The organism is Ralstonia sp. 25mfcol4.1 (genome assembly GCF_900104095.1).
Lineage (GTDB): Bacteria > Pseudomonadota > Gammaproteobacteria > Burkholderiales > Burkholderiaceae > Cupriavidus.
The window spans coordinates 191,599-216,014 of record NZ_FNJO01000009.1 but is presented as its reverse complement, the minus strand read 5'-3'; the positions used below and the strand labels follow the sequence as shown (position 1 = coordinate 216,014).

26 protein-coding genes, 1 tRNA gene and 1 pseudogene are annotated in these 24,416 nt (G+C 63.9%); 17 read left to right on the top strand and 11 right to left on the bottom strand.

The window, feature by feature from the left end; all coding sequences use genetic code 11:
• Nucleotide 1 precedes the first annotated feature (1 nt).
• The 6 genes from BLQ58_RS17595 (at nt 2) to BLQ58_RS17570 (ending at nt 5,162) form a co-directional block, all read left to right on the top strand.
• Nucleotides 2-511, top strand: coding sequence for a phage major tail tube protein (locus tag BLQ58_RS17595; RefSeq protein WP_092600626.1), 510 nt, complete (start codon nt 2-4; stop codon nt 509-511).
• A 61-nt stretch (nt 512-572) separates the two neighbouring features.
• Entirely contained in the window at nt 573-902 is a 330-nt protein-coding gene (locus tag BLQ58_RS17590; protein WP_092600624.1) for a phage tail assembly protein, read from the top strand.
• Complete coding sequence (locus BLQ58_RS28850; protein WP_139186131.1) at nt 884-1,000, top strand: GpE family phage tail protein; 117 nt, start codon at nt 884-886, stop codon at nt 998-1,000. The genes BLQ58_RS17590 and BLQ58_RS28850 overlap by 19 nt, the downstream gene beginning before the upstream one ends.
• Entirely contained in the window at nt 997-3,594 is a 2,598-nt protein-coding gene (locus BLQ58_RS17580) for a phage tail tape measure protein (protein ID WP_092600621.1), read from the top strand. The genes BLQ58_RS28850 and BLQ58_RS17580 overlap by 4 nt, the downstream gene beginning before the upstream one ends.
• A 3-nt stretch (nt 3,595-3,597) precedes the next feature.
• The gene (locus BLQ58_RS17575; RefSeq protein WP_092600619.1) at nt 3,598-4,041 is read left to right on the top strand and encodes a phage tail protein; all 444 of its coding nucleotides are present in this window, start codon (nt 3,598-3,600) and stop codon (nt 4,039-4,041) included.
• Between the two features lie 5 nt (nt 4,042-4,046).
• On the top strand, nt 4,047-5,162 hold the full coding sequence (locus BLQ58_RS17570; protein WP_092600617.1) for a phage late control D family protein: 1,116 nt from the start codon (nt 4,047-4,049) through the stop codon (nt 5,160-5,162).
• A gap of 73 nt (nt 5,163-5,235) precedes the next feature.
• On the opposite strand, the gene BLQ58_RS17565 is transcribed toward BLQ58_RS17570, so the two are convergent.
• The 3 genes from BLQ58_RS17565 to BLQ58_RS17555 all read right to left on the bottom strand — a co-directional run bounded on the left by BLQ58_RS17565 (nt 5,236) and on the right by BLQ58_RS17555 (nt 8,900).
• Nucleotides 5,236-7,611, bottom strand: a complete 2,376-nt coding sequence (locus BLQ58_RS17565; RefSeq protein WP_092600615.1) for a tetratricopeptide repeat protein — start codon at nt 7,609-7,611, stop codon at nt 5,236-5,238.
• A 177-nt stretch (nt 7,612-7,788) separates the two neighbouring features.
• Complete coding sequence (locus tag BLQ58_RS17560) at nt 7,789-8,310, bottom strand: hypothetical protein (RefSeq protein ID WP_092600613.1); 522 nt, start codon at nt 8,308-8,310, stop codon at nt 7,789-7,791.
• A gap of 149 nt (nt 8,311-8,459) precedes the next feature.
• Nucleotides 8,460-8,900, bottom strand: coding sequence for a helix-turn-helix domain-containing protein (locus tag BLQ58_RS17555; RefSeq protein ID WP_092600610.1), 441 nt, complete (start codon nt 8,898-8,900; stop codon nt 8,460-8,462).
• Between the two features lie 83 nt (nt 8,901-8,983).
• On the opposite strand from BLQ58_RS17555, the gene BLQ58_RS17550 reads away from it, so the two are divergent.
• The 10 genes from BLQ58_RS17550 to BLQ58_RS17510 all read left to right on the top strand — a co-directional run bounded on the left by BLQ58_RS17550 (nt 8,984) and on the right by BLQ58_RS17510 (nt 15,120).
• A complete protein-coding gene (locus BLQ58_RS17550) occupies nt 8,984-9,178 on the top strand; it encodes a hypothetical protein (protein ID WP_092600608.1) in 195 nt (64 codons plus the stop codon).
• Nucleotides 9,179-9,213: 35 nt separating this feature from the next.
• Nucleotides 9,214-9,405 carry a hypothetical protein gene (locus BLQ58_RS17545; RefSeq protein ID WP_092600606.1) on the top strand — a complete coding sequence of 64 codons (192 nt, stop codon included), beginning with the start codon at nt 9,214-9,216 and terminating at the stop codon, nt 9,403-9,405.
• A gap of 28 nt (nt 9,406-9,433) precedes the next feature.
• Nucleotides 9,434-9,628 (top strand): hypothetical protein, encoded by a 195-nt coding sequence (locus tag BLQ58_RS17540; protein ID WP_092600604.1) that lies wholly within the window; start codon nt 9,434-9,436, stop codon nt 9,626-9,628.
• Nucleotides 9,625-9,873: an Ogr/Delta-like zinc finger protein gene (locus BLQ58_RS17535; protein WP_092600602.1), complete on the top strand. Its 249-nt coding sequence runs from the start codon at nt 9,625-9,627 to the stop codon at nt 9,871-9,873. Before BLQ58_RS17540 ends, BLQ58_RS17535 begins: the two co-directional genes overlap by 4 nt.
• 85 nt (nt 9,874-9,958) lie before the next feature.
• Complete coding sequence (locus BLQ58_RS17530) at nt 9,959-12,688, top strand: toprim domain-containing protein (protein ID WP_092600600.1); 2,730 nt, start codon at nt 9,959-9,961, stop codon at nt 12,686-12,688.
• Between the two features lie 2 nt (nt 12,689-12,690).
• Nucleotides 12,691-12,897, top strand: a complete 207-nt coding sequence (locus BLQ58_RS17525) for a hypothetical protein (protein ID WP_092600598.1) — start codon at nt 12,691-12,693, stop codon at nt 12,895-12,897.
• A gap of 48 nt (nt 12,898-12,945) precedes the next feature.
• Nucleotides 12,946-13,404, top strand: coding sequence for a hypothetical protein (locus tag BLQ58_RS17520; RefSeq protein ID WP_254775995.1), 459 nt, complete (start codon nt 12,946-12,948; stop codon nt 13,402-13,404).
• Nucleotides 13,401-13,799 (top strand): hypothetical protein, encoded by a 399-nt coding sequence (locus tag BLQ58_RS17515; protein WP_092600594.1) that lies wholly within the window; start codon nt 13,401-13,403, stop codon nt 13,797-13,799. Before BLQ58_RS17520 ends, BLQ58_RS17515 begins: the two co-directional genes overlap by 4 nt.
• Complete coding sequence (locus BLQ58_RS28845) at nt 13,796-14,113, top strand: hypothetical protein (protein ID WP_139186128.1); 318 nt, start codon at nt 13,796-13,798, stop codon at nt 14,111-14,113. The genes BLQ58_RS17515 and BLQ58_RS28845 overlap by 4 nt, the downstream gene beginning before the upstream one ends.
• Complete coding sequence (locus tag BLQ58_RS17510) at nt 14,110-15,120, top strand: hypothetical protein (protein ID WP_092600592.1); 1,011 nt, start codon at nt 14,110-14,112, stop codon at nt 15,118-15,120. Before BLQ58_RS28845 ends, BLQ58_RS17510 begins: the two co-directional genes overlap by 4 nt.
• Nucleotides 15,121-15,131: 11 nt before the next feature.
• On the opposite strand, the gene BLQ58_RS17505 is transcribed toward BLQ58_RS17510, so the two are convergent.
• Complete coding sequence (locus BLQ58_RS17505) at nt 15,132-15,341, bottom strand: hypothetical protein (RefSeq protein WP_092600590.1); 210 nt, start codon at nt 15,339-15,341, stop codon at nt 15,132-15,134.
• 256 nt (nt 15,342-15,597) lie between these two features.
• Here BLQ58_RS17505 and BLQ58_RS29745 point away from each other — a divergent pair.
• Nucleotides 15,598-16,524: pseudogene (locus BLQ58_RS29745) on the top strand (tyrosine-type recombinase/integrase); the annotation flags it as partial.
• Between the two features lie 124 nt (nt 16,525-16,648).
• On the opposite strand, the gene BLQ58_RS17495 reads toward BLQ58_RS29745, so the two are convergent.
• The 7 genes from BLQ58_RS17495 to fmt all read right to left on the bottom strand — a co-directional run bounded on the left by BLQ58_RS17495 (nt 16,649) and on the right by fmt (nt 24,399).
• A tRNA-Phe gene (locus BLQ58_RS17495) sits at nt 16,649-16,724 on the bottom strand.
• Between the two features lie 59 nt (nt 16,725-16,783).
• The gene (locus tag BLQ58_RS17490) at nt 16,784-17,500 is read right to left on the bottom strand and encodes a response regulator (RefSeq protein ID WP_092600588.1); all 717 of its coding nucleotides are present in this window, start codon (nt 17,498-17,500) and stop codon (nt 16,784-16,786) included.
• A gap of 53 nt (nt 17,501-17,553) precedes the next feature.
• Nucleotides 17,554-20,037: a sensor histidine kinase gene (locus BLQ58_RS17485; RefSeq protein WP_092600586.1), complete on the bottom strand. Its 2,484-nt coding sequence runs from the start codon at nt 20,035-20,037 to the stop codon at nt 17,554-17,556.
• Nucleotides 20,034-20,864: a DUF4390 domain-containing protein gene (locus BLQ58_RS17480; protein WP_092600584.1), complete on the bottom strand. Its 831-nt coding sequence runs from the start codon at nt 20,862-20,864 to the stop codon at nt 20,034-20,036. The genes BLQ58_RS17485 and BLQ58_RS17480 overlap by 4 nt, the downstream gene beginning before the upstream one ends.
• A gap of 11 nt (nt 20,865-20,875) precedes the next feature.
• Entirely contained in the window at nt 20,876-22,249 is a 1,374-nt protein-coding gene (gene rsmB / locus BLQ58_RS17475) for a 16S rRNA (cytosine(967)-C(5))-methyltransferase RsmB (RefSeq protein WP_092600582.1), read from the bottom strand.
• Between the two features lie 152 nt (nt 22,250-22,401).
• A complete protein-coding gene (gene htpX / locus BLQ58_RS17470) occupies nt 22,402-23,262 on the bottom strand; it encodes a zinc metalloprotease HtpX (protein ID WP_092600580.1) in 861 nt (286 codons plus the stop codon).
• A gap of 135 nt (nt 23,263-23,397) precedes the next feature.
• The gene (gene fmt, locus BLQ58_RS17465; protein ID WP_092600578.1) at nt 23,398-24,399 is read right to left on the bottom strand and encodes a methionyl-tRNA formyltransferase; all 1,002 of its coding nucleotides are present in this window, start codon (nt 24,397-24,399) and stop codon (nt 23,398-23,400) included.
• Nucleotides 24,400-24,416 lie beyond the last annotated feature (17 nt).

Here is a 24,416-nt window from a genome sequence, read left to right as displayed (position 1 = left end):
CATGGCAATGCCACGCAAAGTAAAGAACTTCAACGTCTTCCACAATGGCGAGAGCTTCGTGGGCGAGTGCGAAGAAATGACGCTGCCCAAGCTCACTCGCAAGCTGGAAGAGTACCGAGCGGGCGGCATGAACGGCCCGGTCGATATCGATCTGGGTGCCGAGAAGATGGAACTGGAGGCCACCTACGGGGGCATCATGCGCGCCATCTTCAAGGAATGGGGCATCACGTCCGTATCAGGCGTGTTGCTGCGCTTTGCTGGCGCACTCCAGCGTGACGACGACAGCGACACCGATTCGGTCGAGATCGTCATCCGCGGCCGCCACACCGAGCTGGACATGGGCAACGCCAAGGCCGGCGACAACAGCCAGTTCAAGGTCAAGTCCTCGGTCAGCTACTACAAGCTGACCATCAACGGCGAAGTGTGGTGTGAGATCGACCATGTGAACTTCATCGAGGTTGTCTTCGGTGTCGATCGCCTGGCCGGCCAGCGCCGCGCCATGGGCCTGTAACGGACCTCATGCGGGCCGGCCTTTGGGCTGGCCCGTTCCTGTCATCCTGATTCCTACTGCCATGACCCAACCGACCTCCACCGATATCACCCTCGATAGCCCCATCAAGCGCGGCGAGCAGACCATCAAGTCCATCGCGGTACGCAAGCCCGGTTCGGGCGAGCTGCGCGGCTGCAGCCTGGTCGATCTGATGCGTATGGACGTGACCGCATTGCACATCGTGCTGCCGCGTATCACCACCCCAACGCTCACGCAGCACGACGTGAGCAAGCTGGATCCGGCGGACCTGACCCAGCTGGGAACGGCGGTGACCGGTTTTTTGCTGCCGAAGTCGGCCAAGGAGGAAAACTTCCAGACCGAGTCGAGCACGCCATCGCAGACGTTGCAGTGATTTTTCACTGGCCCCCGGAGGTGATGTACGCCATGGGGGTCGCAGAGCTGATGGAATGGCGCGAGCGCGCCTACGAACGTAGCGGATCCGACGAATGAGCACACCCCGTAACCTCAGGCTTGAAGTCGTGCTGCAGGCCGTCGACCGCATGACGCGCCCGTTCCGCGCCATCATGGGCAGCAGCACCGATCTGGCCAAGGCCGTCAAGGCCACCCGCGACCAGCTCAAGGATCTGAACCGAGCACAGGCCAACATCGACAGCTTTCGCAAGCTGTCCAAAGACGCCGCGATCACCGAGAACCAGCTGGGCGCCACGCAGGCACGTGTAAAGGCTCTGGCACAGGAGATCGCGGCGGCCGACAAGCCCACTGCGGCCATGTCGCGGGCATTCCAGACGGCGGTGCGCGAAGCCCAAGCGCTCAAACAGCGAGGCGGCGAGCTGCAGCAGAACCTTGCCGCAGTGCGCGGCCGGCTCGATGCCGCTGGCATCAGCACGACAAGCCTCGGCCAGGCGCAGCGCGACCTCCGCAACCGCATCGACAACACCTCGCAGGCTCTGGCGCAGCAGCAGGCGCAGCTCCGGGCAGTGGGGGAGCGCCACCGGCTAATGGCTGCCGCACAGTCGCAATACCAGAAGGGGATGGCTGCCCGGAATGCCATGCTCAATGCCGGCGCGTCGATGGCGGCCGCCGGCGGCATTGTGCTGACGCCCATCGCCAAGGCCGTCAAGGATTACGTCACGTTCGAAGACGCCATGCTCGGCATCGCCAGGCAAGTGGACGGCGCGCGGGATCCCAGCGGCAAGCTGACGGACATCTACTACGACATGGCGCGGCAGATCCGGCAGCTTGGCAAGGAACTACCGATTCCCACTGCGCAGATCGCAGAGATGGTGACGGCCGGCGCACGCATGGAGGTGCCGCGTAACGAGCTGATCGAGTACACCCGCACTGTGGCGATGATGGCCACCGCATTTGACGCGGTGCCGGACGAGATCGCCGAGAGCATGGGCAAGGTCGCCAAGAACTTCCGAATCCCGACCAACGCGATCATGGGGCTGGCCGACACGATCAACTATCTGGACGACAACGCCATCAGCAAGGGCAATGACATCATCAACGTCCTGAATCGTATCTCCGGCGTCGTGTCCGGTGTGGCCATGCCCGCCAAGGATGCCGCCGCCCTCGCCTCCACGCTGCTGACGCTGGGCGAGCGCACGGAGACGGCGGGCACCGCCATCAACGCCATCGTCCAGAAGTTCGCTGCTGCCGAGAAGGGCACAAAGAAGTTTCACGCAGCGGTGTCCGAAATCGGGCTGACCACCACCGAGATTCAGAAAGGCATGGCGACGAATGCCACGGGCACGCTGTTCAAGGTGATCGAGGAGCGCAAGCTGCCTGCCGACAAGCGCATTGGCGTCATGGTCGAGCTGGTGGGCATGGAGCACTCGGACACCTTGGCCAAGCTGGTCGACAAGCCGGACGAACTGAAGCGCCAGCTGGATCTAGCCAATGGCTCGAAGGCAGAGGGCTCGATGTCCCGCGAGTTTTCTGCACGCCAAGACACGATTTCCGCACGCTGGCAGCGCCTGCAGAACCAGATATTCAACACCAGCAGCGCGGGCGGTGAAGTCCTTCGCTCGACGCTGGTCGACCTGATGAACACGGTGGGCCGCCTGGTGGACCGCTTCAATGCGTTCGCACAGGCACACCCGCAGCTCGTCGCCTGGCTCATCAAGGGTGCGGCGGCGGTCGGCGTGCTGCTGACGGTGCTGGGCGGCCTGACGCTGGCACTGGCTGCCGCGTTTGGGCCCATGGTGATTGCCCGATATGGCATGGCCATGCTCGGCATTCAGCTCGGGGGTGGCGTGGGCATCGTCGCGCGGCTGGCCGGGGCCTTCAATTTCCTGATGACCGTCTTCAGCTTCGTGGGGCGCGTGTTCCTGCTGAATCCCATTGGGCTGGCGGTGACCGCCATTGGTGTCGCAGCGTTCCTGCTCATCAAGTATTGGGATCCGATCCGCAATTTCTTCACCGGCCTGTGGGCGCAGGTGACCACGGCGTTTCAGGGCGGGCTGGGCGGCATCCTGTCACTGATCGCCAACTGGTCGCCGATGGGTGCGTTCTACTCCATGATCGCGCCGGTGCTGCGCTGGTTCGGCTTTGACCTGCCGGAAAAATTCAGCGAGTTCGGTGCCAACCTGCTGCAGGGACTGGTGAACGGCATCACGAGCCGTGTGGGCGCCGTGCGCGAGGCCATCGTTTCCGTGGGCGACAGCGTGGTGGGCTGGTTCAAGGAGAAGCTTGGCATCCACTCGCCAAGCCGCGTGTTTGCCGACCTGGGCGGCTACACCATGAGCGGGCTAGAGCAGGGCCTCGCGCAGAATCAGCGCGGCCCGCTCGACGTGGTGTCGAAGGTGGCCAGCTCCATGGCGGGCATCGGCGCCGGCATTGCCATTGGCACCGGATCGGCTGCAGCCGGCATCAGCGTCGACAACCGACCGCCCCTCTCGGCTGCATCCCGTACAGGCGCTGTCGCGACGCCTGTGGCGTCCACGCCCGTCGTCATCAACATTAACCCGCCCGCCGGTGCGGACGAGCAGCTGATTGCCCGCCTGGTCGCCGAGCGCATCGAACGGCTAGAGGCGCAGAAGAATGCCCGTGGCCGGTCGCGGCTTACCGACAAGGATTGACCCATGATGATGGCTCTCGGGCTGTTCGTCTTCGCACTGGAGACGGCGCCCTATCAGGAATTCCAACAGCAGATCGGCTGGCGCCACCCGTCGAACAACCGGGTGGGCAAACGTCCCTCACGGCAGTTCACCGGCCCCGACGATGAGACCATTACGCTATCGGGCGTGCTGCTGCCCGAGATCAGCGGCGGCGATAACACCATCGAGGTGCTGCGCGTGATGGGGGACCTTGGTCTCTCCTACGTGCTGATCGAGGGTACCGGACATTACTACGGTATGTTCGAGATCGATTCGCTGGCGGTAACCCGTACCCTCTTCTTCAAGGACGGCAAGGCCCGCCGCATCGAGTTCTCGCTGAAGCTGACGCGCGTGGACAGCAAGCTCGAACAGATCATCGGAGAGGCCGTCATGAACCTCGCCTCCAGCGTCGCTTCCAGCGTTCTCTAAACGTCATGGAACTATCCACCGCATTGGAGTCCATCGTCAGCAAGGCCGCGGTGCCGGTGTATCGCCTGCGTCAAGGCCCCAAGGACATCACCAACCGCTTTGCGGGCCGGCTCATTTCGCTGACCCTCACCGACAACCGCGGCTTCGAAGCCGACCAGCTCGATATCGAGCTGGACGATGCGGACGGCATGCTTGCTCTGCCTGACAAGGGCACCATGCTGTCGCTCGGGATCGGCTGGGCGGACACAGGCGTGGTCGACAAGGGCCAGTACAAGGTGGACGAGCTGGAGCACTCGGGACCCCCTGACCGCCTGACCATCCGTGCTCGCAGCGTCGACCTGTCTGGCGGCATGACCACCCGCAAGGAACGCTCGTTCCGGGGCCAGACCATCGGCGCCATCGTCGGCGGCATCGCGGCCATGAACGCGCTGGCGTCCGTGGTTGCGCCCACGCTGCTCGGACTTGTCATCGACCACATCGACCAGACCGGCGAATCGGACGCCAACTTCCTGACGCGCCTGGCGAAGGACCACGACGCCATCGCCACGGTGAAGGCCGGGAAGCTGCTGTTCATCAAGACGGGGGATGCCAAGAGCGCCACCGGAATCAAGCTGCCTACGGTTGAACTCACGCGGGCCAGCGGCGACACCCACAGCTTTCTGATCGCCGACCGGGAGAATTACAACGGCGTGAAGGCGTATTACCAGGACGCGCGGCGCGCGGTGAAGGGCGAGGTGGTGATCGACGCGTCTAACGCGGTGAAGGTAGTCACCAAGCCGGCGCCGACGAAGAAGCGCAAGAAGGGGCAGAAGAAGACGGTGGCTGATGTGATGGCCAACCCCAACCCGGACAACGTGAAGGTGTTGCGCCACACTTATGCGTCGAAGACCAACGCCGAGCGCGCGGCGCGTGCCGAATGGCAGCGTATCCAGCGTGGCGTTGCATCGTTCCGAATGACGCTCGCACGCGGCCGGCCGGAACTGTTTCCCGAACTGCCCGCTGTGGTGCGAGGGTGGAAGCCGCAGATCGACAGTACGCGCTGGATCATCACCCGCGTCACGCACAACCTATCGGACCACGGCTACACCACGACGCTGGAGCTGGAGGTCGAGCCTGCCTGACTAGTCCATGGGTTTCAAGGATCTTCGCTTCTAGTGGGGAGAACTGCGCGCGAGTAACCTAGCCAGGCCTGCCCTAACCGAGCGCTTCGGCCCTTTTTTCGGCCGCCTTGGCGACCTGCTCTCGCACTGAGGGACTTGTATCCTGTCCGTAGCGAAGGCTCACGTCGTCAAAGACAGCAATGGCATCGCCGCTACGCCCGAGCCGGTGTAGCGTGGTTCCCTTTTGGACGAGCGCCCTAGCGACTTGTTCGCGTACAGTAGTATCTTGTCCATAGCGCCGGTCGATTTCGTCAAAGACTGCAATTGAATCTTCATCGCGCGCTACCTGGCGAAGCGTGATTCCCTTGTTGACGAGCGCCCTGGCGACCTGATCGCGCACCCGAGAATCCCCATCTTGTCCATAGCGCCGGTCGATCTCGTCATAGACAGCGATTTCATCGTCGTTGCGACCAAGCACGCCTAACCGGTATCCCTTGTTGATGAGCGCTCTGCTGACGTGTTCGCGCATCGTGGCGCTCGCATCTCGCCCATAGCGCCGGTCAATCTCATCATAGACGGCTATGGCGTCCTCGCTGCGGCCAGCTTGGCCAAGTGTGATCCCCTTGTTGACGAGGGCCTTGGCGACCTGTTCGCGTACCGCGGCACTGTCATCCTGACCGTAGCGCCGGTCGATCTCGTCATAAATGGCGATTTCACCTTCGCTGCGACCAAGCATGCCTAAGCGGTATCCTTTGTTGAGGAGTGCCCTCGCGACCTGTTCGCGTAGCTCAGCATACTCATCCTGACCGTAGCGTCTGTCGATCTCGTCATAGACGGCGATTTCATCCTCACCGCGATCAAGCCTTCCTAACCGGAATCCCTTGTTGACGAGCGCTCTGGCAACCTGTTCGCGCAACGGGGTACTTGCATCTTGTCCGTAGCGGCGGTCGATCTCATCATAAATGGCGATCGCCTCCTCGCTACGACCAAGCGCGCCTGTCCGGACGCCCTTGTTGACGAGCGCCCTGGCGACCTGATCGCGTAGCGCAGCACTGTCATCCCGACCGTAGCGCCGGTCGATCTCGTCATATACGGCAATCGCGTCCTCGCTGCGACCGAGTTGGCTAAGCGTGATGCCCTTGTTGAGGAGAGCCTTGGCGACCTCTTCGCGTAGAGCAGCACTCCCATCCTGCCCGTAGCGTCGGTCAATCTCGTCATAGACGGCGACTTCATCCTCGCTGCGACCAAGCACACCTAACCGGTATCCTTTGTTGACGAGCGCCCTCGCAACCTCTTCGCGGATCGGGGTACTCGCATCCTGTCCGTAACGCCGATCGATCTCATCATAGATCGCGACTGCATCCTCGCTACGACCAAGCACGCCTGACCGGATGCCCTTGTTGATAAGCGCCCTGACTACCTGACCGCGCAGCGCGGCACTTTCGTCCTGTCCGTAGCGCCTGTCGATGTCGTCATAGACGGCAATCGCCTCCTCGCTGCGTCCAAGTTGGCCGAGTTTGACGCCCTTGTTGAAGAGGGCCTTTGCGACCTGTTCGCGTACCGCAGCACTGCCATCCTGACTGTAGTGCCGGTCGATCTCGTCATAGATCGCGATTTCATCCTCGGGGCGTCCCATTTCCCCGAGGATATTTGCGCGAACGAACATGAGCAGGGCAAGCCTTTCCGGCGAGACCAGCTCTTTTTCTGCATGTGCTAAGGCCTTGTCAAAACTCAGCAGCGCGGAATCCATCCGACCGGCGGCGTATTCATTCAGACCTCTCGCAAAATGGTCGTCAGATGTAAACTTACTCTCCGGCTTCGCTTCTAGTGCCTGGCTGGTTTCTTGAGCAATGTGAATGGCCTCTGGGTCGGCCAACGGTTCCGAAGCCTGCGCTTCACCTTCTGGTCTTGAGAGGGCTTTCTGGACAGCCTGATCAAGAACCTGACGCGTCTTCTCGGCGTGATCGTTTATCTCCGCCTTTCGCAAGTCAATTTCCATTGCTGCATCGCCCGCCTGCTTTCGGAGCAGCAAGAGTTGCGATCCCAGCGAATCTGCCTCCGCTTGTAGGTCCCGAATCTGCTTTTGCAGTCGGTCACTGTGATCCTTAAGCCATTGCTGAGCCGCTTCTTGAGCTTCGCTTATGGCGCGATTTTTTGCACCCATGTAAGCAGCGAAACCGGCAAAGAACGTAATGATCGTGATTCCAAGTCCGACTAACGTGGATAGATTTGAAATCGCGCCCATGTAATTTGCTTGCTGCGCTGTCGAAATGCCTAGATCGTTGATGCGCTTGTCCTGCGCGTCGAGCCGACTCTCAGTCACCGCCTTGAAGGTGCCGAGTTCCTTGTCCAGCGCACGGATTTGCTCGCTTGCTTGTCGAATATCGTCCTGCGCTGTTGACGGAGTGGAAGATGCACGCTGAGCAAAAAGAACTAAACACAAAGATATGCAAATCAGAAAAATGCGCATGGTCGTTCTTCTTATGCTGATTGCCATCCGGTAGGCCCCGGATGATACTTTTACATTGGCCGCAGATGATAAGCGCGTTGCCGTGCGAGGGGTTAACTATTACTGGAAAGTCTCGTGCTGGATCGGAGATGGACTTCCCCATGGCTTTCAGGGCAAATACGTCACGTAGTCGGGGCATTAGCCTTGCTGGCTAGAGACCTGGTCGTCCAGATTGCGCGCTGGAGCCCAGTAGGGGTAGGCATGGGCGCTGAGATCGTAGACGCATTCATACACATCACGGGTGCCCATATTCGACACTGCGCCTACTGAGAAATCCTTGCCCTCCCAGCGGCAGTGCAAAGCTGGAGCGTGAGAAGGCGCGCCGGTGGCCATCATAACGACGACGGCAGCGACGGCCACCGAAACCAATAGCGCCCAACGGCCCGTTCGTGTCAGCCACCGTTTGATGCCAGGTGTCGCGCCACCGTAGTCCTCAAGAAGGATGCGATACACCGCGTCCGGCTTGATGCCTTCTGCTGCCGCTACATCCTCCACCCTCCGGGCAAAACATGCTCGCTCGCGCATCGACAACTGCTGCTCCGCTACTTGCGTGTTCAGTGTCACGTTGTTGACCTGGTGAAACGTTTGTGGCGCTGTGAAGGTGGCGCTTCCACTAAAGACCTGACCGACTTCCCCGTCGAACTTGAAACGCGTTTCCATGCTCGTTGTGAGACGGTCGCGCGGGATCGGTTTTGCGTGCCTCTACACCACCGTCGTCCTCTGGTTATTGCGATAGAGAGCCATATTCAACGGCAGGGAAGTCCGGCTGTAAGTGCCACGTGAGGGGTATTGCGCCGCCGCTAGCTGATTCACTCCGACGTGGTCTTGCGCTTCGGCTTACGGCCAACCTTGACCGTCAGGGCTTCATTCTGATGATAGTCGCCCTGGTTGACGCTACCGACAGCCCCCTTGAAAACCATTTCCGTGCGGTGGTTCGTCTCGGCCACTGGCTGCATGCCGCCAATCAATGCCAGCACGCCAGCTCGTCCCCGTTCATCGAGCTTGCGATAACCGGCGAGCACCATTTCTTCATCAGGCTTCATTGCGCCGCCCGAACGCCGCCCCGTCACCACAAATTGCACATCGAGCCCATGCAGCGATGCCTCAGCAAAGAACGACGCGCGCGGCTCGCTCTTTCCTGATTCGTAGTCGCAGTAGGTGCGGAACGCCACGCCACCCTGTTTGGCCATCTCCGTTTGCGTGAGACCAAGGCGCTCGCGTTCCTCCACCAAACGAGTGTGGATTTGCATATTTCTGCTAAGTGTTATTGACACATTGCAGATTTCTGCAATAATGCCGTTGTGCAACGCTAACTCACACAAGTATATCCGCCATGACCCAAGCCAAAACGCCCCGGACCCGTTCCCCTCGCGGCGTGCTCAGCGACAAGCCGGTATGCGTTCGCCTGCTCCCCGCAGAGCGGCAGAAGCTGGAGCGGCTCGCCGTCAAGGAGAACCGTTCCGTGTCGAGCCTGGCCCGTCTGGTGCTGCTTGAGGGCCTTGCCGTCTACGAAAGCCGCTCGCTCTGAGCGTCGTCACCATTCACATTTCAATCGAGGACAGTATGTATCCCGATCCGAAACGAGTGCGCGACAACCGCGTGGTGCTCCGCTTCAACGACTACGAGTTCGACCTGATCACCGCTCTGGCCAACTACCAGGGCGAGCAGCCCGCCACCCTGCTGCGTCAGATCATCTTCCGCGAAGCCGAAGAGGTTCTGGCGCTGGGTTCGAATGTAGAGGCGCGTAGCGCCTGAACAAAGTTACTTTTGAGCTGCCGAGAAGATGCCGGACATCGAAATCCAACTGACCGAGCAAATAGAGGCAGTGCTGGAAGACGTGCGCCAGCAGCAAGGTCTGGCAACGATAGAACAGGCCGCTGAATGGCTAGCCAAGGCCCGGATCCGGCGCACCGCAGAGCGCATGACGGGCAAACGCCGTGCTTTTAACTTGGTTGTACCTCCGGGGAAATCGCTGTGAAACTGACCTGCCCACATTGCGAATCGCGCATGAAGATCCGCACCAGCCGCGTGGTGTCGCTGCTCTCGAAAGAAAGCTACTGGCAATGCCCCAACGTTGACTGCGCCTATACCTGCAAGGCCATCACGTCTGTCATCACGACCATCGCGCCGAGCATGAAGCCGAACCCCCAGGCATATCTGCCGGTCGCCCGCCAGCGTGCCGCCGTCATTGACGACAGGCAGCTGGACTTGCTGAAGACCTGATCTAGGGTCTCTCCCCTACCCCTGCTGATTGACACCGACGCGCCCCGTTTGCGGGGCGTGCGGGATTCCTTTTGCCAGAAGATTCATGAACCCAACCCGTAGCGACAACACGGATGCAATCCTGCGAGAGGCGGCCAGCCGTTTGCTCCGTGACTACCAGTTCAAAGAGAAGCGCGGCGGCGAGAAGCTGGAGAACGGTGTCTGCCCGTCGTGCGGCAAGAAAACGCTGTGGGCCTATGGCGAGGCCCCGTGGGTGGTGCGTTGCAACCGCCTGAACCACTGCGGCGCCGAACTGCACATCAAGGATCTGTACCCGGATCTTTTCGAGAGCTGGTCAGATCGGTTCCAGCCGACACCGGAAGATCCGAAGGCGTCAGTGAATGCCTACATGCGCGACGCCAGAGGCTTTGACCTCGCCGTGGTGCGCGACTGGTACACGCAGGAGAGCTACTACAGCCACGAGCTCAAGATCGGCAGCGCCACCGTGCGCTTCCAGCTTGCACCAGGCGTCTATTGGGAACGCATCATCGACCAGGCGCACCGCTTCGGCGACCGCAAGGCCACCTTTCATGGTAGCTACGGTGGGATGTGGTGGCAGCCGCCCGGCAGCACGTTCACCGACGTCCAGGAGCTTTGGATTGTTGAAGGTATCTTCGACAACATCGCCCTCCTGCATCACGGCATCGCCGCTGCATCGGCCATGTCCTGCAACAACTATCCCGGCCTCGCGCTGCGCGGACTGGCTGAGCAATGCGCCGCCAACGGCAAGGACCGGCCAAAGCTGGTGTGGGCGCTCGATGGAGACAAGGCCGGCATCCGTTACGGCAAGCAATGGCTCAAGCGTAGCCGCGAGGAAGGCTGGGAAGCCTCCATTGCCGTACCGAAACAGGTCGGCGCCAAGAAGCGCGACTGGAACGACCTGCACCAGCTCGGCAAGCTGACTGACCACGACCTGGGCGAATACCGCTACCTCGGCGACCTGATCGCGGCGCCGACGCCGGCCGAGAAGGCACGCCTGATCTATGGACGCACCAGCATGAGCCAGTTCGCTTTCGACTTCGACAGCAAGCTGTACTGGTTCAAGGTGGATCTGGACGCGCTTACAAAGGAAATGGACGCGGTGCGGCATGCGCACCCCGACATGGATGAAGGCGACATCCGCGACGAAGCCATGCTCAAGGCGGGCACCATCACCAATATCGCGACCTGCCTGCCGAGCGTCCTGTACTACCAGGCTAACGCCGCGACCGACGAAGCCTGGTACTACTTCCGCGTGGCCTTCCCGCACGATTCCGAGCCGGCGAAGAACACCTTCACCAGCTCGCAGATCGCCTCGGCCGGCGAATTCAAGAAGCGCCTGCTCGCGGTCGCGCCCGGCGCCTTCTACACCGGCTCCAACGGCCAGCTCGATGCGTATCTGAAGGAACAGATGCACCGCATCAAGAGCGTGCAGACCATCGATTACGTGGGCTACTCGAAGGAACACGGGTGCTATGTCTATGCCGATGTCGCGGTCAAAGACGGCAAGCTCTATTCGCTCAATGATGAAGACTTCTTCGATGTCGGCCGCCTGTCCATCAAGACCATCGGTGGATCGGCCGGCCTGTCCATCAACACGGACCTGAAGCGCCTGACCTATGACTGGGTAGAGCTGCTGTGGCGCGCGTTTGGCGCCAAGGCCATCGTGGCGCTCGCGTTCTGGCTGGGCAGCTTGTTCGCCGAACAGATCCGCGAAGGCGATGGCATCAAGCAGAAGAGCTTCCCATTCCTCGAAGTCGTGGGTGAACCGGGCGCGGGCAAATCCACGCTGATCGAGTTCCTGTGGAAGCTGTGCGGCCGTCGCGACTATGAAGGCTTCGATCCGTCCAAGTCGTCGCTCGCGGCGCGTGCGCGGAACTTCGCGCAGGTGTCGAACCTGCCGGTCGTGCTGATCGAAGGCGACCGTGGCGAAGACGGCGCCAAGGTGAAGGGCTTCGACTGGAACGAGCTGAAGACCGCCTACAACGGCCGCAGCACGCGGGCACGCGGTGTCAAGAATGCCGGCAACGAAACGTACGAGCCGCCCTTCCGTGGCAGCGTGGTCATCAGCCAGAACGCCGAAGTCAATGCGAGCGAGGCGGTGCTGCAGCGGATCGTCCACCTGTACTTCGACCGCTCTGGCCAGAGTCCTGACACCTTCGCCGCTGCACGGGCGCTGGAACAGACCGCCGTCGAAGACGTGTCGGGCTTCCTGCTGTCAGCGATCCTCAAAGAGAAGGAGGTCCTGAGGTTGTTCGCGGAGCGCATGCCGCTCTACCAGGAGAAGTTGGCGGCCCATCCAGAAGTGAAGCACCAGCGCTTGGTAAAAAACCACGCGCAAATCATGGCGCTGGTCGACTGCCTGCCGGCCGTGATGCCACTGCCTATCGCGTATCGCGACGCCGCCCAGGCGCAGCTCGTGCGCATGGCAGTGGAGCGTCAGCAGGCCATCGGCGCCGATCACCCGCTCGTGCAGGAGTTTTGGGAGCTGTACGACCACATTGAGTCCGCCGAGGACGATCACGCGGTGCTCAACCACGCTCGCGGCGGTGGCGTCATCGCCATCAGCCTGCGCCATTTTGAACAGGTGGCCAATGACCGCCGCCTGAACCTTCCCCCGCTGACCGAACTGAAGCGCGTGCTCAAGACCTCGCGGGCACGCAAGTTCCTCGATCTTCGGGTGGTCAACAGCGCCATCAATGCGCGATTCAACACCGAGCATACCCATGCCCCAAAGCGCCCTGACACCGTCAAGTGCTGGGTCTTCGAGGACCGCTCGGGCAACACAGGAGCGTGAGCATGTCAAGTAAGCCCGTCGTCACCGATGCGCAGTTGCGGCACACACATCATGTTTTGCGAATCTCCACTCCGTTTGACGCCATGTCCGACATGTTGCGCGCCGCAGTGGCGGCAGCTGCCCGCGCCATGGCGGCGCGCGAGGAGGCACACCCGCATGGCCCTCACACTGACCTGAAGCGTCGAGCTGCCGGCGACTTCGAAGACTGACACAAGGAGCACATCATGCCCGCAAGCAAACACCGGAAGAATCGTCGCGTGCATCGTCCGCGCGAGAAATGCCTGCCTTCCTGCTTCCGCTTCAGTCGCAAGGCCGAAACGGATCTTCAGCTCTTGCCCCATAGCGAGCTGAGCAAGATCCTCGACGGCACGGCCACGGAATCCGCCTGGCACACCCTCGCGTTTCGCATCAACGTCGGTCAGGCCATTGCCACCCTGTACTTCGCAGATAACGGGGAGCTGCGCGACGCGATGGACGCCGCTGTGATGGCCGTCGCGGAAGTGGGCAAGCGGTTCCGCGCGTGTGGCCGCATGGGCGTCACCGGCGACGAGTTCCGTGCCATTGGCCAAGGCCTGAATCTGACCGACGAGATGCAGAAAGCCTGCACGCGCCGCCAGCTGCTGGTCGCTACGCTGCAGGTGCATGACACCGCCACCGCCACCGCCAGCGGCCCGGTCCAGACCGGCGATATCGCCTACATCGAGCAGAAAGCATGACCAACCACTCCCTTCCCGTTTCGTCCTACGCCGAACGCGTGGCGCAGATCATCTGTAGCCTCTACCCCGAGGCAGCCGCCAAGGGAACTACCCTTGCCGACTTCCCGGCAACCACACGCCAGAATCTGCTGACGATTGCCGAGGCCATTCTTGTCGAGGGGCCGCGCGTTGATCACCCTGCGCTGGAGTACGCCTGGTGGGTGTCCAGTTCGCCCGTGTTGGACGACCTAGCGCCAGCGCAGCTGATGGCCGGCCAGCCGCTAGATACGATGTCGGGTGCGCCCATAGAAGTCGGGGCGCACCAGGCCGCGCATCTCGAAAAGCCATGGCGCGCACGGTTGTCGATGCTGATCTATGCGCTGCAGTGGGCCGACCCCAGTAAGGGGATCGCATGACCCGGCGCCAGTACAACGGCCGAGTGACGGCACCGCATATCCCCCTCGGCGATGCAGCGCTCGCTGCAGCCTTCTGGCGCAACAAGGAATGGAAGACGTGGGCCGTAGACATCGCGGCCGGGCCGGCAAAGACGCCGACTTACTGCGCGACCTGGTATGCCCGCGCACGTACTGCGGAGACAGCGATTGCCTGCGTGCGACGCAATCTGATCAGCCGCCCGCCCCGAGGCGCGCGATTCACTGCCCGCCTCGCCGGGCCGCGCGAACTGGGTTGCATCCCGACCTCGCAAACACCGACCACGGAGACCGCATGATGGAGGGACACGTACAACGGATCGCGCTGGGCTGGACGACGGCATTGGCGGCGGTGTGTTCTCTGGTTGCCGCGTGGCTATCGGCGGCCGGCGCCTGGAATCGGGGCGGCACGCTCGCCGAGCGTGCGCTGATCGCTGCGGTCGCCGTGCTACTGACGCTGGCGGTCCACCAGCTGCCTGCGGTGCTATCGACTGGCAAGCGGTTACCTGTCGCAAGCTGGGCGCTCTGGTGCGCGTGCCTGGTATCCGTGGTGTGGGGCCATCTCGCGTTCTTCGCGGCGGCCAATGGTCACGCTGGCGATGCGCGTGCACAGCGCCAATCCGAAGCCACAGCGACGTGGTTGACGGAGGTGCGGGCGACGGCGCGGCCCCTTGCGGTGGTCACTGCGGAACGCGCCACGGTGCGCGGCGATATCGCGCGGCTGCAGGCCACGGCTCCCAACTGCCGCAATTGCCCACTCGCGGCGGCACGGCTCACCGCGCTGCAGCAGCGGGCCGAGGCGCTCGACGTGGAAGAACAAGAGGCGCGCCGGGCCATCCAACAGGACGAGCGCGCCCGTGCCACCGCACAGCGCCACGCATCGGACGTCGACCGGGCGCGACTCGATCCGGCCGCGCGTCTGCTCGCCGCAGCCATCGGGGCGCATGCCGATACCGTGCTGCTGGCCACGCAACTGGTCGCGGCGATCTGCCTGGAACTGGTGGGCTGTGCGCTGTGGCTGCGGGTCGCGTCACGGCGTACCGCCGGTACCGAGCGGGCGTTACCGTGTCCCGCTCCACAGGCGCCTGCCGTGACTGCGGCGCCAGAGAGCGGTAACGAAGCCAGCAGCGACACCAGTCACGCGGAAGACGACCAGGTCGCGGCGGCAGTACGGCGCGGAGACATCAAACCAACCGTCGCGGCGATTCGCCAGTTCGTCGGGTGCTCACAGGCCCGCGCGATGACGATTCGCCGCCGGATACTGGCAAGCGGGATCGCGCCGGACGTACCCGGAGGTGTCATATGACTCGCCATTGGCTAGCGGATCAGCTCCCAGCTGTCTGTTGCGTCGTCTATGCAGAGCCCTTCGCCGCAGTTGTTGCAGCGGAACATCCAGGGCAGATCGACGACGGTATCCCCGGCCAGATCAGCGAGCGCCAGTTCGGCTCGATAGTCGCGTCGCAGTGCCGCGTGAGGAGCACAGATGGCAGGCTTCCCGGAAAGGGCAAGGCAGGCGGCGCAACGCATGGGAACTCCGAAAACGCTCCGCCAGACAGGCGGTACCGTAATGACGCGGAAAAGCTAAACCACAAACAAGCGAAGGGCCATCAGTGAAGACGCTTAGCCTGGAGCAGGCCGCGGCGTGGCTGTTCACCACGCCCGATACGGTCTCGGAATGCATCCGGCGCCATGGCTTGCCGGCCGCCAAGGTCGGCAGGGCCTGGGTGCTGGTCGATGTCGATGTGATAGATTGGATTCGTAAAAGGTACGGGGAACGGGCCGTATGCACCTCTTCAAAAGAACAAAAAACGGTCCCTGGTGGGTCGACCTCGGTATCGACGGTACGCGAGTTAGACGCTCTACTGGCACCGCGGACCGTCGGCAGGCGGAAGAATTTGCCGCCAAGGTTGCGAGTGATTACTGGCGGCAAAAGAAGCTCGGTGAGCGCCCGGCGGTGAGCTGGGAGGCGGCCGTGGTCCACTGGCTCAAGCAGAACCAGCACCTGCGGTCGCTGGAGACCGTGAAGCAGCGCCTGCGCTGGCTGACCGGCAAGCTCGCCGGCACGGCGGTGCGGGAGATCGACCGCGACCGCGTCAATGCCCTGATCGCGGCCAAGCTGGAAGACGGGGTGGTCGGCGCGACCGTGAACCGGCACATGGCCGCCCTGTCGGTCATCCTTAATCACTGCCGGCAGGAAGGCTGGGTCGACGTCGTGCCGCCGATCCGCAAGCTCCCGGAGGGCGGCAGCCGCCTGACCTGGCTGACCCGGCCGCAGGCGCTGCGGCTGCTCGAAGAGCTGCCCGGCCACCTGCGTCAGATGGCCCGCTTCGCGCTGGCCACCGGCTTGCGCGAGTCAAACGTCCGTTTGCTGGAGTGGGCGCAGGTGGATACGGCGCGGGCGCTCGCATGGATCCATGCCGATCAGGCCAAGGCCAAGCGGGTCATTTCGGTACCGTTGAACGGGGATGCGCTGGAGGTGCTGGCCGAGCAGCGCGGCGAGCATCGTGACTACGTGTTCACGTATCAGGGGTCGCCAGTTGGGCGGATCTACAACCACGCCTGGCAGAAGGCGTGCCGGCGGGCGGGGCTGGATGGGCTGCGGTTCCACGATTTGCGCCACACCTGGGCGAGCTGGCATGTGCAGGCGGGCACGCCGCTGCCGGTGCTCCAGCAGCTTGGCGGCTGGGCCAGCTACCAGATGGTGCTGCGGTACGCCCACCTCGGCCGGGACCATATCGCGGCCTATGCGGACAACCTTGGCACGCTACGGCACAAACACGGCACAGTGCCACAAAAGGAAACGGGCGCCGAAGCGCCCGATCCCTTGTCAAATCTGGTGGCCTGGGACGGAATCGAACCGCCGACACAAGGATTTTCAATCCTCTGCTCTACCGACTGAGCTACCGGGCCAAAGAAGCGAAACTATAACTGGGGGATTAGCCCTCGTCAAGCGATTTCTGCGTCACGGCCTACTGTTCGGTCGGTTCGGGCTTGTTGCGGCCCAGTTCCACTCCCAGCTGCTTGAGCTTGCGATACAGGTGGGTGCGCTCCAGGCCGGTCTTTTCCGCCACGCGCGTCATGCTGCCGTGCTCGCGCACCAGGTGATACTCGAAATACGCGCGTTCGAACAGGTCGCGCGCCTCGCGCAGCGGCATATCGAACGAGAACTGCATTTCGCCCTCGGGCACGCCGCGCGACGGGTTGCCGTTGGCGGCTACCTCGGCAGGTGCCTCGGCCGGTGCGACAGTCGCGGCGGCCGCTTCCGGCATGCCGGTCGACGTCAGCGGTGCGGCTGCGGCAGGCGCGGTGCGTGGGCGCTCGATGCCGCGGGCCAGGCCGGCTTCCACGGCAGACAGCAGCTTCTGCAGTGCGATGGGCTTCTCAAGGAAATTCAGGGCGCCGATCTTCGTGGCTTCCACGGCGGTATCGATCGTGGCGTGCCCCGACATCATGATGACGGGCATCGTCAGATAGCCCTGCGCCGACCACTCCTTTAGCAGCGTTACGCCATCGGTATCCGGCATCCAGATATCGAGCAGCACCAGGTCAGGCGTGGCGTTCGCACGGAATTCACGCGCCTTCTGGGCGTTTTCCGCAAGTTCGACCACATGTCCTTCGTCACTGAGAATCTCCGAAAGCAGCTCCCGGATTCCCATTTCGTCATCGACTACGAGGATGGTTGCCATACTTCCCCTCTTAACCCCACCGCAGCGCAACCGGAGGCGCCGGCGCGCAAGATTTAAGCCAGTTTAACGAACAGGATCGAGATCTGCGCTCCCGCGATCTCGGTACCGTTCATGCGATTGCGCAATTCAATGCGCGCGCCATGTTCGTCAATGATCTTTTTCACCATCGCAAGCCCGAGACCCGTACCCTTGGCTTTGGTGGTCACATACGGTTCGAACGCACGACTCAGGATACGTGGTGCGAATCCAGGACCATTGTCCGTAATGGACAACTTGACGGCTTGCCGGTCTTCGCCGGCGGAATCTTTGTATTCTACAGTCTCGGTGTGCAGAGTGATATGGGGCGCCGCCCTACCGGCCGCCAGGTTGTCCGCCGCCGCATCCTGCGCATTCTGCAGCAGGTTGTGGATCACCTGCCGCAACTGCGTCGGATCGCCCTTTATTTCAGGCAGATCCGGGCCCAGCGCAGCATGAATCACCGGGTGTTCGTGCACCGCCGGATCGTCGATGCCGTACAGATGCAGGACTTCAGCCGCCAGGGCGTTCAGCGCCAGCGACTGCATCACCGCGGGCGGCGTACGCGCATAGTCGCGGAAGTCGTCCACCATGCGTTTCATCGCCGCCACCTGGTTAACGATCGTAGTGGCCCCGCGCTTTAGCACTTCGGCGTCGGCTTGTTCGAGCTTGGGCGACAGCTTCATCTGCAGGCGCTCGGCCGAAAGCTGGATCGGCGTCAGCGGATTCTTGATTTCGTGCGCCAGCCGGCGTGCCACCTCGCCCCATGCCACGGAACGCTGGGCCGAGATCACATCGGAGATATCGTCGAACACCACCACGTAGCCGGGCTCGTCGCGGCTGCCGCCCGGCAGGTGTGCGCCGCGCACCAGCAAGGTGAGCGGCTGTTCTTCGTCGCCCTGCGGCAGTTCGATCTGCTTTTGCCAGTGCTGCGAGCCGCCCAGCACCTCGCGTGTGGTCTGCTCCGAGAACGCCTGGCGCACGATGTCGGCAAAGTCGCCCATGCCGGGAATCTGTTCGACGGGCTGGCCCAGCACGCCCGCGAACGGCTGGCGGAAGATGCGTTCGGCACCGGGGTTGGCCGTGATCAGCGTGAAGCGGCGGTCGAACACCAGCACGCCGGCGGTCAGATTCTGCAGCACGCTCTCCAGGTAGGCCTTCGATTGTTCCAGCGCCACGCGGTTGTCTTCCACCGCGATGCGCGCTTCGGACAGCTGGCGCGTCATCTGGTTGAACTGCTGCGTCAGCTGGCCCAGTTCGTCGCGGCTCTTCAGTTCACGCTTGGGCGACAGGTCGCCCTCGGCCACTTCCTTCGTGCCCTGCAGCAGCATCAGCAGCGGCCGGGCCAGCTGCCCGCCCAGCAGCAGCGCCAGCATCACGGCGATGAAGACGGCCAGGAACAGCGTCAGCGTCAGCGTGCCGATGTACATCTTGCGCAAGCCGGTACGTCCGAGCGCCTTTTCCTGGTACTCCTGGTAGGCGCGCTGGACTTCGTCGGCATTGCGCGCCAGCACCGCCGGCACAGGGTGCAGCACCTGCAGGTAGCGTTCCTCGCGGACCGTGTCGCCCACCAGCCCGAAGCCCGTGGCCGGGGCATCCTCGGGGCGGCGTTCGATGGAAAGGCCCGAGCCGGCCCAGCGGCTGCCCGGCGGCGCCAGCCGCGTGCGTGCCCGTGCCGCCGCGGCTGCCGCCGCCGCGCTGGCGCTGATGCTGACCGAAGCCTGTGCCGCTTCGTCGGGCGTGGCCGGGGCCGGCGCGGGGCCCAGCGGAATGATGACGCGGATGCGGTACAGGTGGCTGCTGTCGAGATTGACGGGGGCCTTGTCGCCGCCGGTGGGGTCGGAGCCACCTTCCACGGCCGCGTATCCGCCCGCCATGCGCGCCTGTTCGGCCAGCACGCCCGATGGAATGTCGGGTACCAGCGTGGCATAGCTGCTCGACGCCGTGGCCAGCACGCGGCCGCTGCCGGTGAAGATCGCCGCCTCCTGGATGCCGTACTGCTCGCGCAGCCGGTTCAGCTGCAGCGACGACGCCATGCTCGACGCGCCGGTGAGCTGGTCGGCCATCAGGCGCGCCTTGCCCTGCAGATCGGCCAGCTGGCTGTCGATGGTGGAGCGGCCCAGGTTCAGTCCCGCCTCAAGGGCGTTTTCCACGCGCACGTCGAACCACGATTCGATGCTGCGCGATACGAACTGCAGCGACACCAGGTAGATCAGCACGCCAGGCAGCACGCCCACCACGCCGAAGAACACGGCCAGCTTGCTCATCAGCCGCGTCCCGAACTTGCCGCGCCGGTAGCGTACCCATAGCGTGAACGCGAGCGCGCCAACCGTCAGAACCAGCAACACCCCGACTACGAGGTTGATCTTGAACAGCAGCGTGAAGTAGCGGTCGAAGAATTCGGTATTTGCCGATGCACCGGCCAGCAGGCCCACCAGCACCAGCGCCAGAAAGACGATGATGCCCACCACCACGCGATAGAGCACGCGGCGGAAGCGGCTATCCCACGGATTGCCGTTCATGGCTGGCTGGCCGGCTGGACCAGTTGGCTCGGTGACAGCACGTTCGACACCGTCTGCGCGAACGGTGCGCGCAATTCGGCGGAGGCTGCCGACGCAGCGGACGGCGCGGACCCCGGCATGGCCGGCGGCGCCGGCGGAGCCACCGGAGGCGGCGGGGGCGGGGGCGGGGGCGGCGGTGCGTCCAGGTTGGTGGGCACCGTGTAGTTGAAGCGTTTCCACTCCGACGACAGGTTCCACTCGCGCGTGTTCACCGCGTTGATCTGGAACGGCTTGGGCAGTTGCGACAGATCCAGCCGCATGCGCGTCTCGGCGTGATACGTCTCGCCGGTCTTCACGTCGCGGCGTTCGAAGACGCGCCAGCCCCGCACCTGCTGGATGAACTGCAGCGCGCCCTTCAGGCGGTTGAACGGCAGTTGCAGCCCGCCGGTCGACACGCGGTATTGCCGCGTCAGCGGTTGATACGACAGGCGCACCGAACGCGAGGTGTTGACCGGCTTTTCATCGAACCAGTACCAGCGTGACCGCGACAGCTGGAAGTCGACCACGAAATAGAGCGAGATGCCCTTGTGCAGGGCGTCTTCGAGCGCGGGCGGGAGATCGAAGTCGAATGAAGCGCCAAGCTCGAAGCCGCCGTCCTGATAGTCGATGCGCGCTTCGGTGGTTTCAATCAGCTGTGCGCCAGCATGGGGCATGTACACCAGCAGCGCCAGCAGCAGCAAAGCGGTTGCGTACCACGTGCGCAGGATGCCGGCCAGCGGTGCTGCCGGCCATTCGCGCACCGCGCGGCCGGGGGCACGTAGGACGAGCAGGCGCTGCAGGTTCGGCATTGGTGGAAATATCAGGCGCGTTTCTGGAAGCGGGCGTAGTAGAAGCCATCGTGATCCGATGGCAGGCTTGCCTTGCCGGCGGTCCCGCTGCCGGTCGTCTCAGGCGCCTTGATGCCAGGCAGCAGTTGCCCTGGCGCCTGCAATCGTATCGCATCTGGAAGCTGCGCACCAAACCAGAGCGCCTGCTCCTCGCCTTCCGTTGGGAAAATAGAACAGGTCACGTAGACCAGGATGCCGCCCGGTTTCAGCAGCGGCCACAGTTGCGAAACGATGCGGCGCTGCTCGGTCATCAGCCTCGCCACGTCGGACTCGCGGCGCAGCCAGCGGATATCGGGGTGCCGCCGCACGATGCCCGACGCCGAGCATGGCACATCGGCCAGGATGCGATCGAACGGCTGGCCATCCCACCAGTCCTTGGGGCGGCTCGCGTCGCCCACGATCACTTCGGCGCGTTGTCCCAGGCGGGACAGGTTGTCGTGGATGCGCGCGGCGCGTTCGGCATCGCTTTCCACCGCCGTCACGTGGATGTCGGCAAGCTCCAGCAGATGGCCGGTCTTGCCGCCAGGCGCCGCGCAGGCGTCCAGCACGCGCATGCCGTCGGCAACTTCGCACAGCGGCGCGGCCAGTTGCGCGCCGGCGTCCTGCACCGATACGTCGCCCTGGGCAAAGCCGGGAATCTGCGATACGGGAAAGGCCCGCGCCAGACGCACGGCCTGCTCGCCGACAGCGGTGCCGGCCAGGCCGGCATTGGCCAGTTCCTGGAGATACGCCTGCACCGAAATGCGCTTCGGATTGATGCGCAAGGTCATCGGCGGGCGTTCGTTGACGCTTTCGGCCAGGGCCATCCACTGGTCGGGGTAGGCCCGGCGCAGTTGCGCGAGCCACCACGCGGGCAGGTTCCAGCGCGCTTCCTCGTCCTGCATGATCTTCGGCATGAGCGCGCGGCGCTCGCGCAGGAAGCGGCGCAGGACGGCATTCACCAGCCCGCGCGCATGCGCGGTCTTGGGCTCCGAGGCCGCCGCGCTGACCGCCTGGTCCACCACGGTGAAATCGGAATAGCCGCCGCGCCCCACCTTGCTGCCATCGCCCTCCTCGCCCTCGATCAGCAGGGCCAGCGCCACGGCCAGCAGGGAATCGACCAGCGCCCCGGGCGGACGCGTCACCAGCTGCGTCACCAGCGCGCGCGTGGTGCCGAACAGGCGCACGGAGCGATAGGCCAGATCCTGGATGGCGCCGCGCGTGGCGGCGTCGCGCACGCGGTCCAGCCGCAGGTGGGTGGCAACATCTTCGATGGCCTGCGGCAGGGCCGCGCCTTCGTGCACGCCGCGAATGGCCGCGGCAGCACCGAGCATCTGGAAGGCAAGGGATTCGTGAGGCAGGCGCATACGGAAAATCAGACAGGCAACGTAGGAAAAGGAGTGACGCAACGGGCGTCGGGCCGGGCGGATACAAGAATGCCCGCCGGTCCCCGGGGGAACACAGCGGGCAGTTTACCCGTTGTCGCGGACTGGCCGGTCAAACTGGCCAAATCCCGGCATCACGCTGGATAGCTGCCGGTCTGCGCCATGTGCATCAGGCGAGCGATGCGCTCCTCGGTGGCCGGGTGCGTCGAGAACAGGTTGGCGATGCCGCCGCCGGACAGCGGATTCATGATCATCATCTGCGCCGTGGCCGGATGTTCCTCGGCCGCCTGGAACGGAATGCCCTGCGCATAGCGGTGGATCTTGTCCAGCGCACTGGCCAGCGCCTGCGGGTCGCCGCTGATCTCGGCACCGCCCCGGTCCGCTTCGAACTCGCGCGCCCGCGAGATCGCCATCTGGATCAGCGATGCGGCCAGCGGGGCCAGGATGGCCACGGCAATCGCGGCAATCGGGTTGGTACGGTTGCCGTTCTCGTCGCGGCCGCCGAAGAACATCGCCATGTTGGCCAGGGCCGAGATGGCACCGGCCATGGTGGCCGCGATGGTCGACGTCAGGATGTCACGGTGCTGCACGTGCGCCAGTTCGTGCGCCATCACACCGCGCAGTTCGCGGTCGGACAGCACACGCAGGATGCCGGTGGTGGCGGCCACGGCTGCGTGCTCGGGATTGCGGCCCGTGGCAAAGGCGTTGGGCGCGTCCTCGTTGATCAGGTACACGCGCGGCATGGGCAGGCCGGCGCGCTGGGAAAGCTCCTGCACCATGTTGTAGAACTGCGGCGCGGTGCTGGCATCCACTTCCTGCGAGTTGTACATGCGCAGGACCATCTTGTCCGAGAACCAGTAGGAAAAGAAGTTCATGCCCAGCGCGATCAGCAACGCGAACATCATGCCGCTACGGCCGCCGATCATGCCGCCGATGACGATGAACAGCGCCGTGATGGCGGCCATCAGCATGAAGGTCTTGACCCAGTTGAACATGGTTTGGTCTCCAGAGAGATCGATCAGGGCGCGTACCCGCCCCTGCGGGACGCGATGTTCGTTAGATAGGGCCAGGACCGCAGGAATTCAATGCTGATGTCAGGGTTTTACGATGAAAAGTGGTGTCAGGGTAACTTATCCCGCATCGCCGACCAGGCAGCGCGTACCCGGCGGCAGCGGCATGGCCTGCAGGAACTGCCCGGCCGGCTGGCGGCGGCCGCCGGCCTTCTGCAGTTCGGTCACCTGCAGTGCACTGCCGTCGCCACAGGCGATGATCACGCCGGCGGCATCCGCCGCCAGCACGGTGCCAGGCGGATGGGGCAGGCTCGTGGCGGCGGCCAGCGGCAGCGCCTGCCAGCACTTGATGACGGTGTCGCCCACCTGGATCGTGGCCCCCGGGAACGGATTGAAGGCGCGCACCTGGCTGGCCAGCGCGGCGGCCGGGCGGGTCAGGTCCAGCGGCGCTTCGTCCTTGGCGATCTTCTCGGCGTAGGTGATGCCGGCTTCGGGCTGGGGCGTGGCCGCCAGCGGCTGTCCGGCGGCCAGCTGCCGGAGGGCATCGACGATCATGCGGCCGCCCAGCGCGGCCAGCGTGTCGTGCAGGCTGCCTGTGCTGTCCTGGGGCCCGATCGCCACGGATTCGCGCGACAGCATCGCGCCGGTATCGAGCCCTTCGTCCATCTGCATCAGCGTGATGCCGGTCTCGGCGTCGCCGGCCTCGATGGCACGGTGGATCGGTGCCGCGCCGCGCCAGCGCGGCAGCAGCGACGCATGGATGTTCAGACACCCATGGCGCGGCAGATCGAGGACCTCGGCCGGCAGGATCAGGCCATAGGCAGCCACCACCATGACATCGGGGGCGATCTGCGCCAGCGTGTCGACCGCGGCGCCGGCCTCCTCGGGATACTTGCCGTTGCGCCGCAGCGAGCGCGGCTGCAGCACGGGGGCCAGCCCCGCTTCCAGCGCGAACTGCTTGACCGGGCTGGACTGCAGCTGCATGCCGCGGCCGGCAGGCCGGTCGGGCTGGGTCAGGACGGCCACCACCGGGAAGCCGGCGGCGTGAATGGCCTCAAGGGCAACGCGCGCAAATTCGGGCGTGCCGGCAAACGCGACGCGCAGTGGCTGGACTTGAGTCATGACGGAAATCCGCAGGG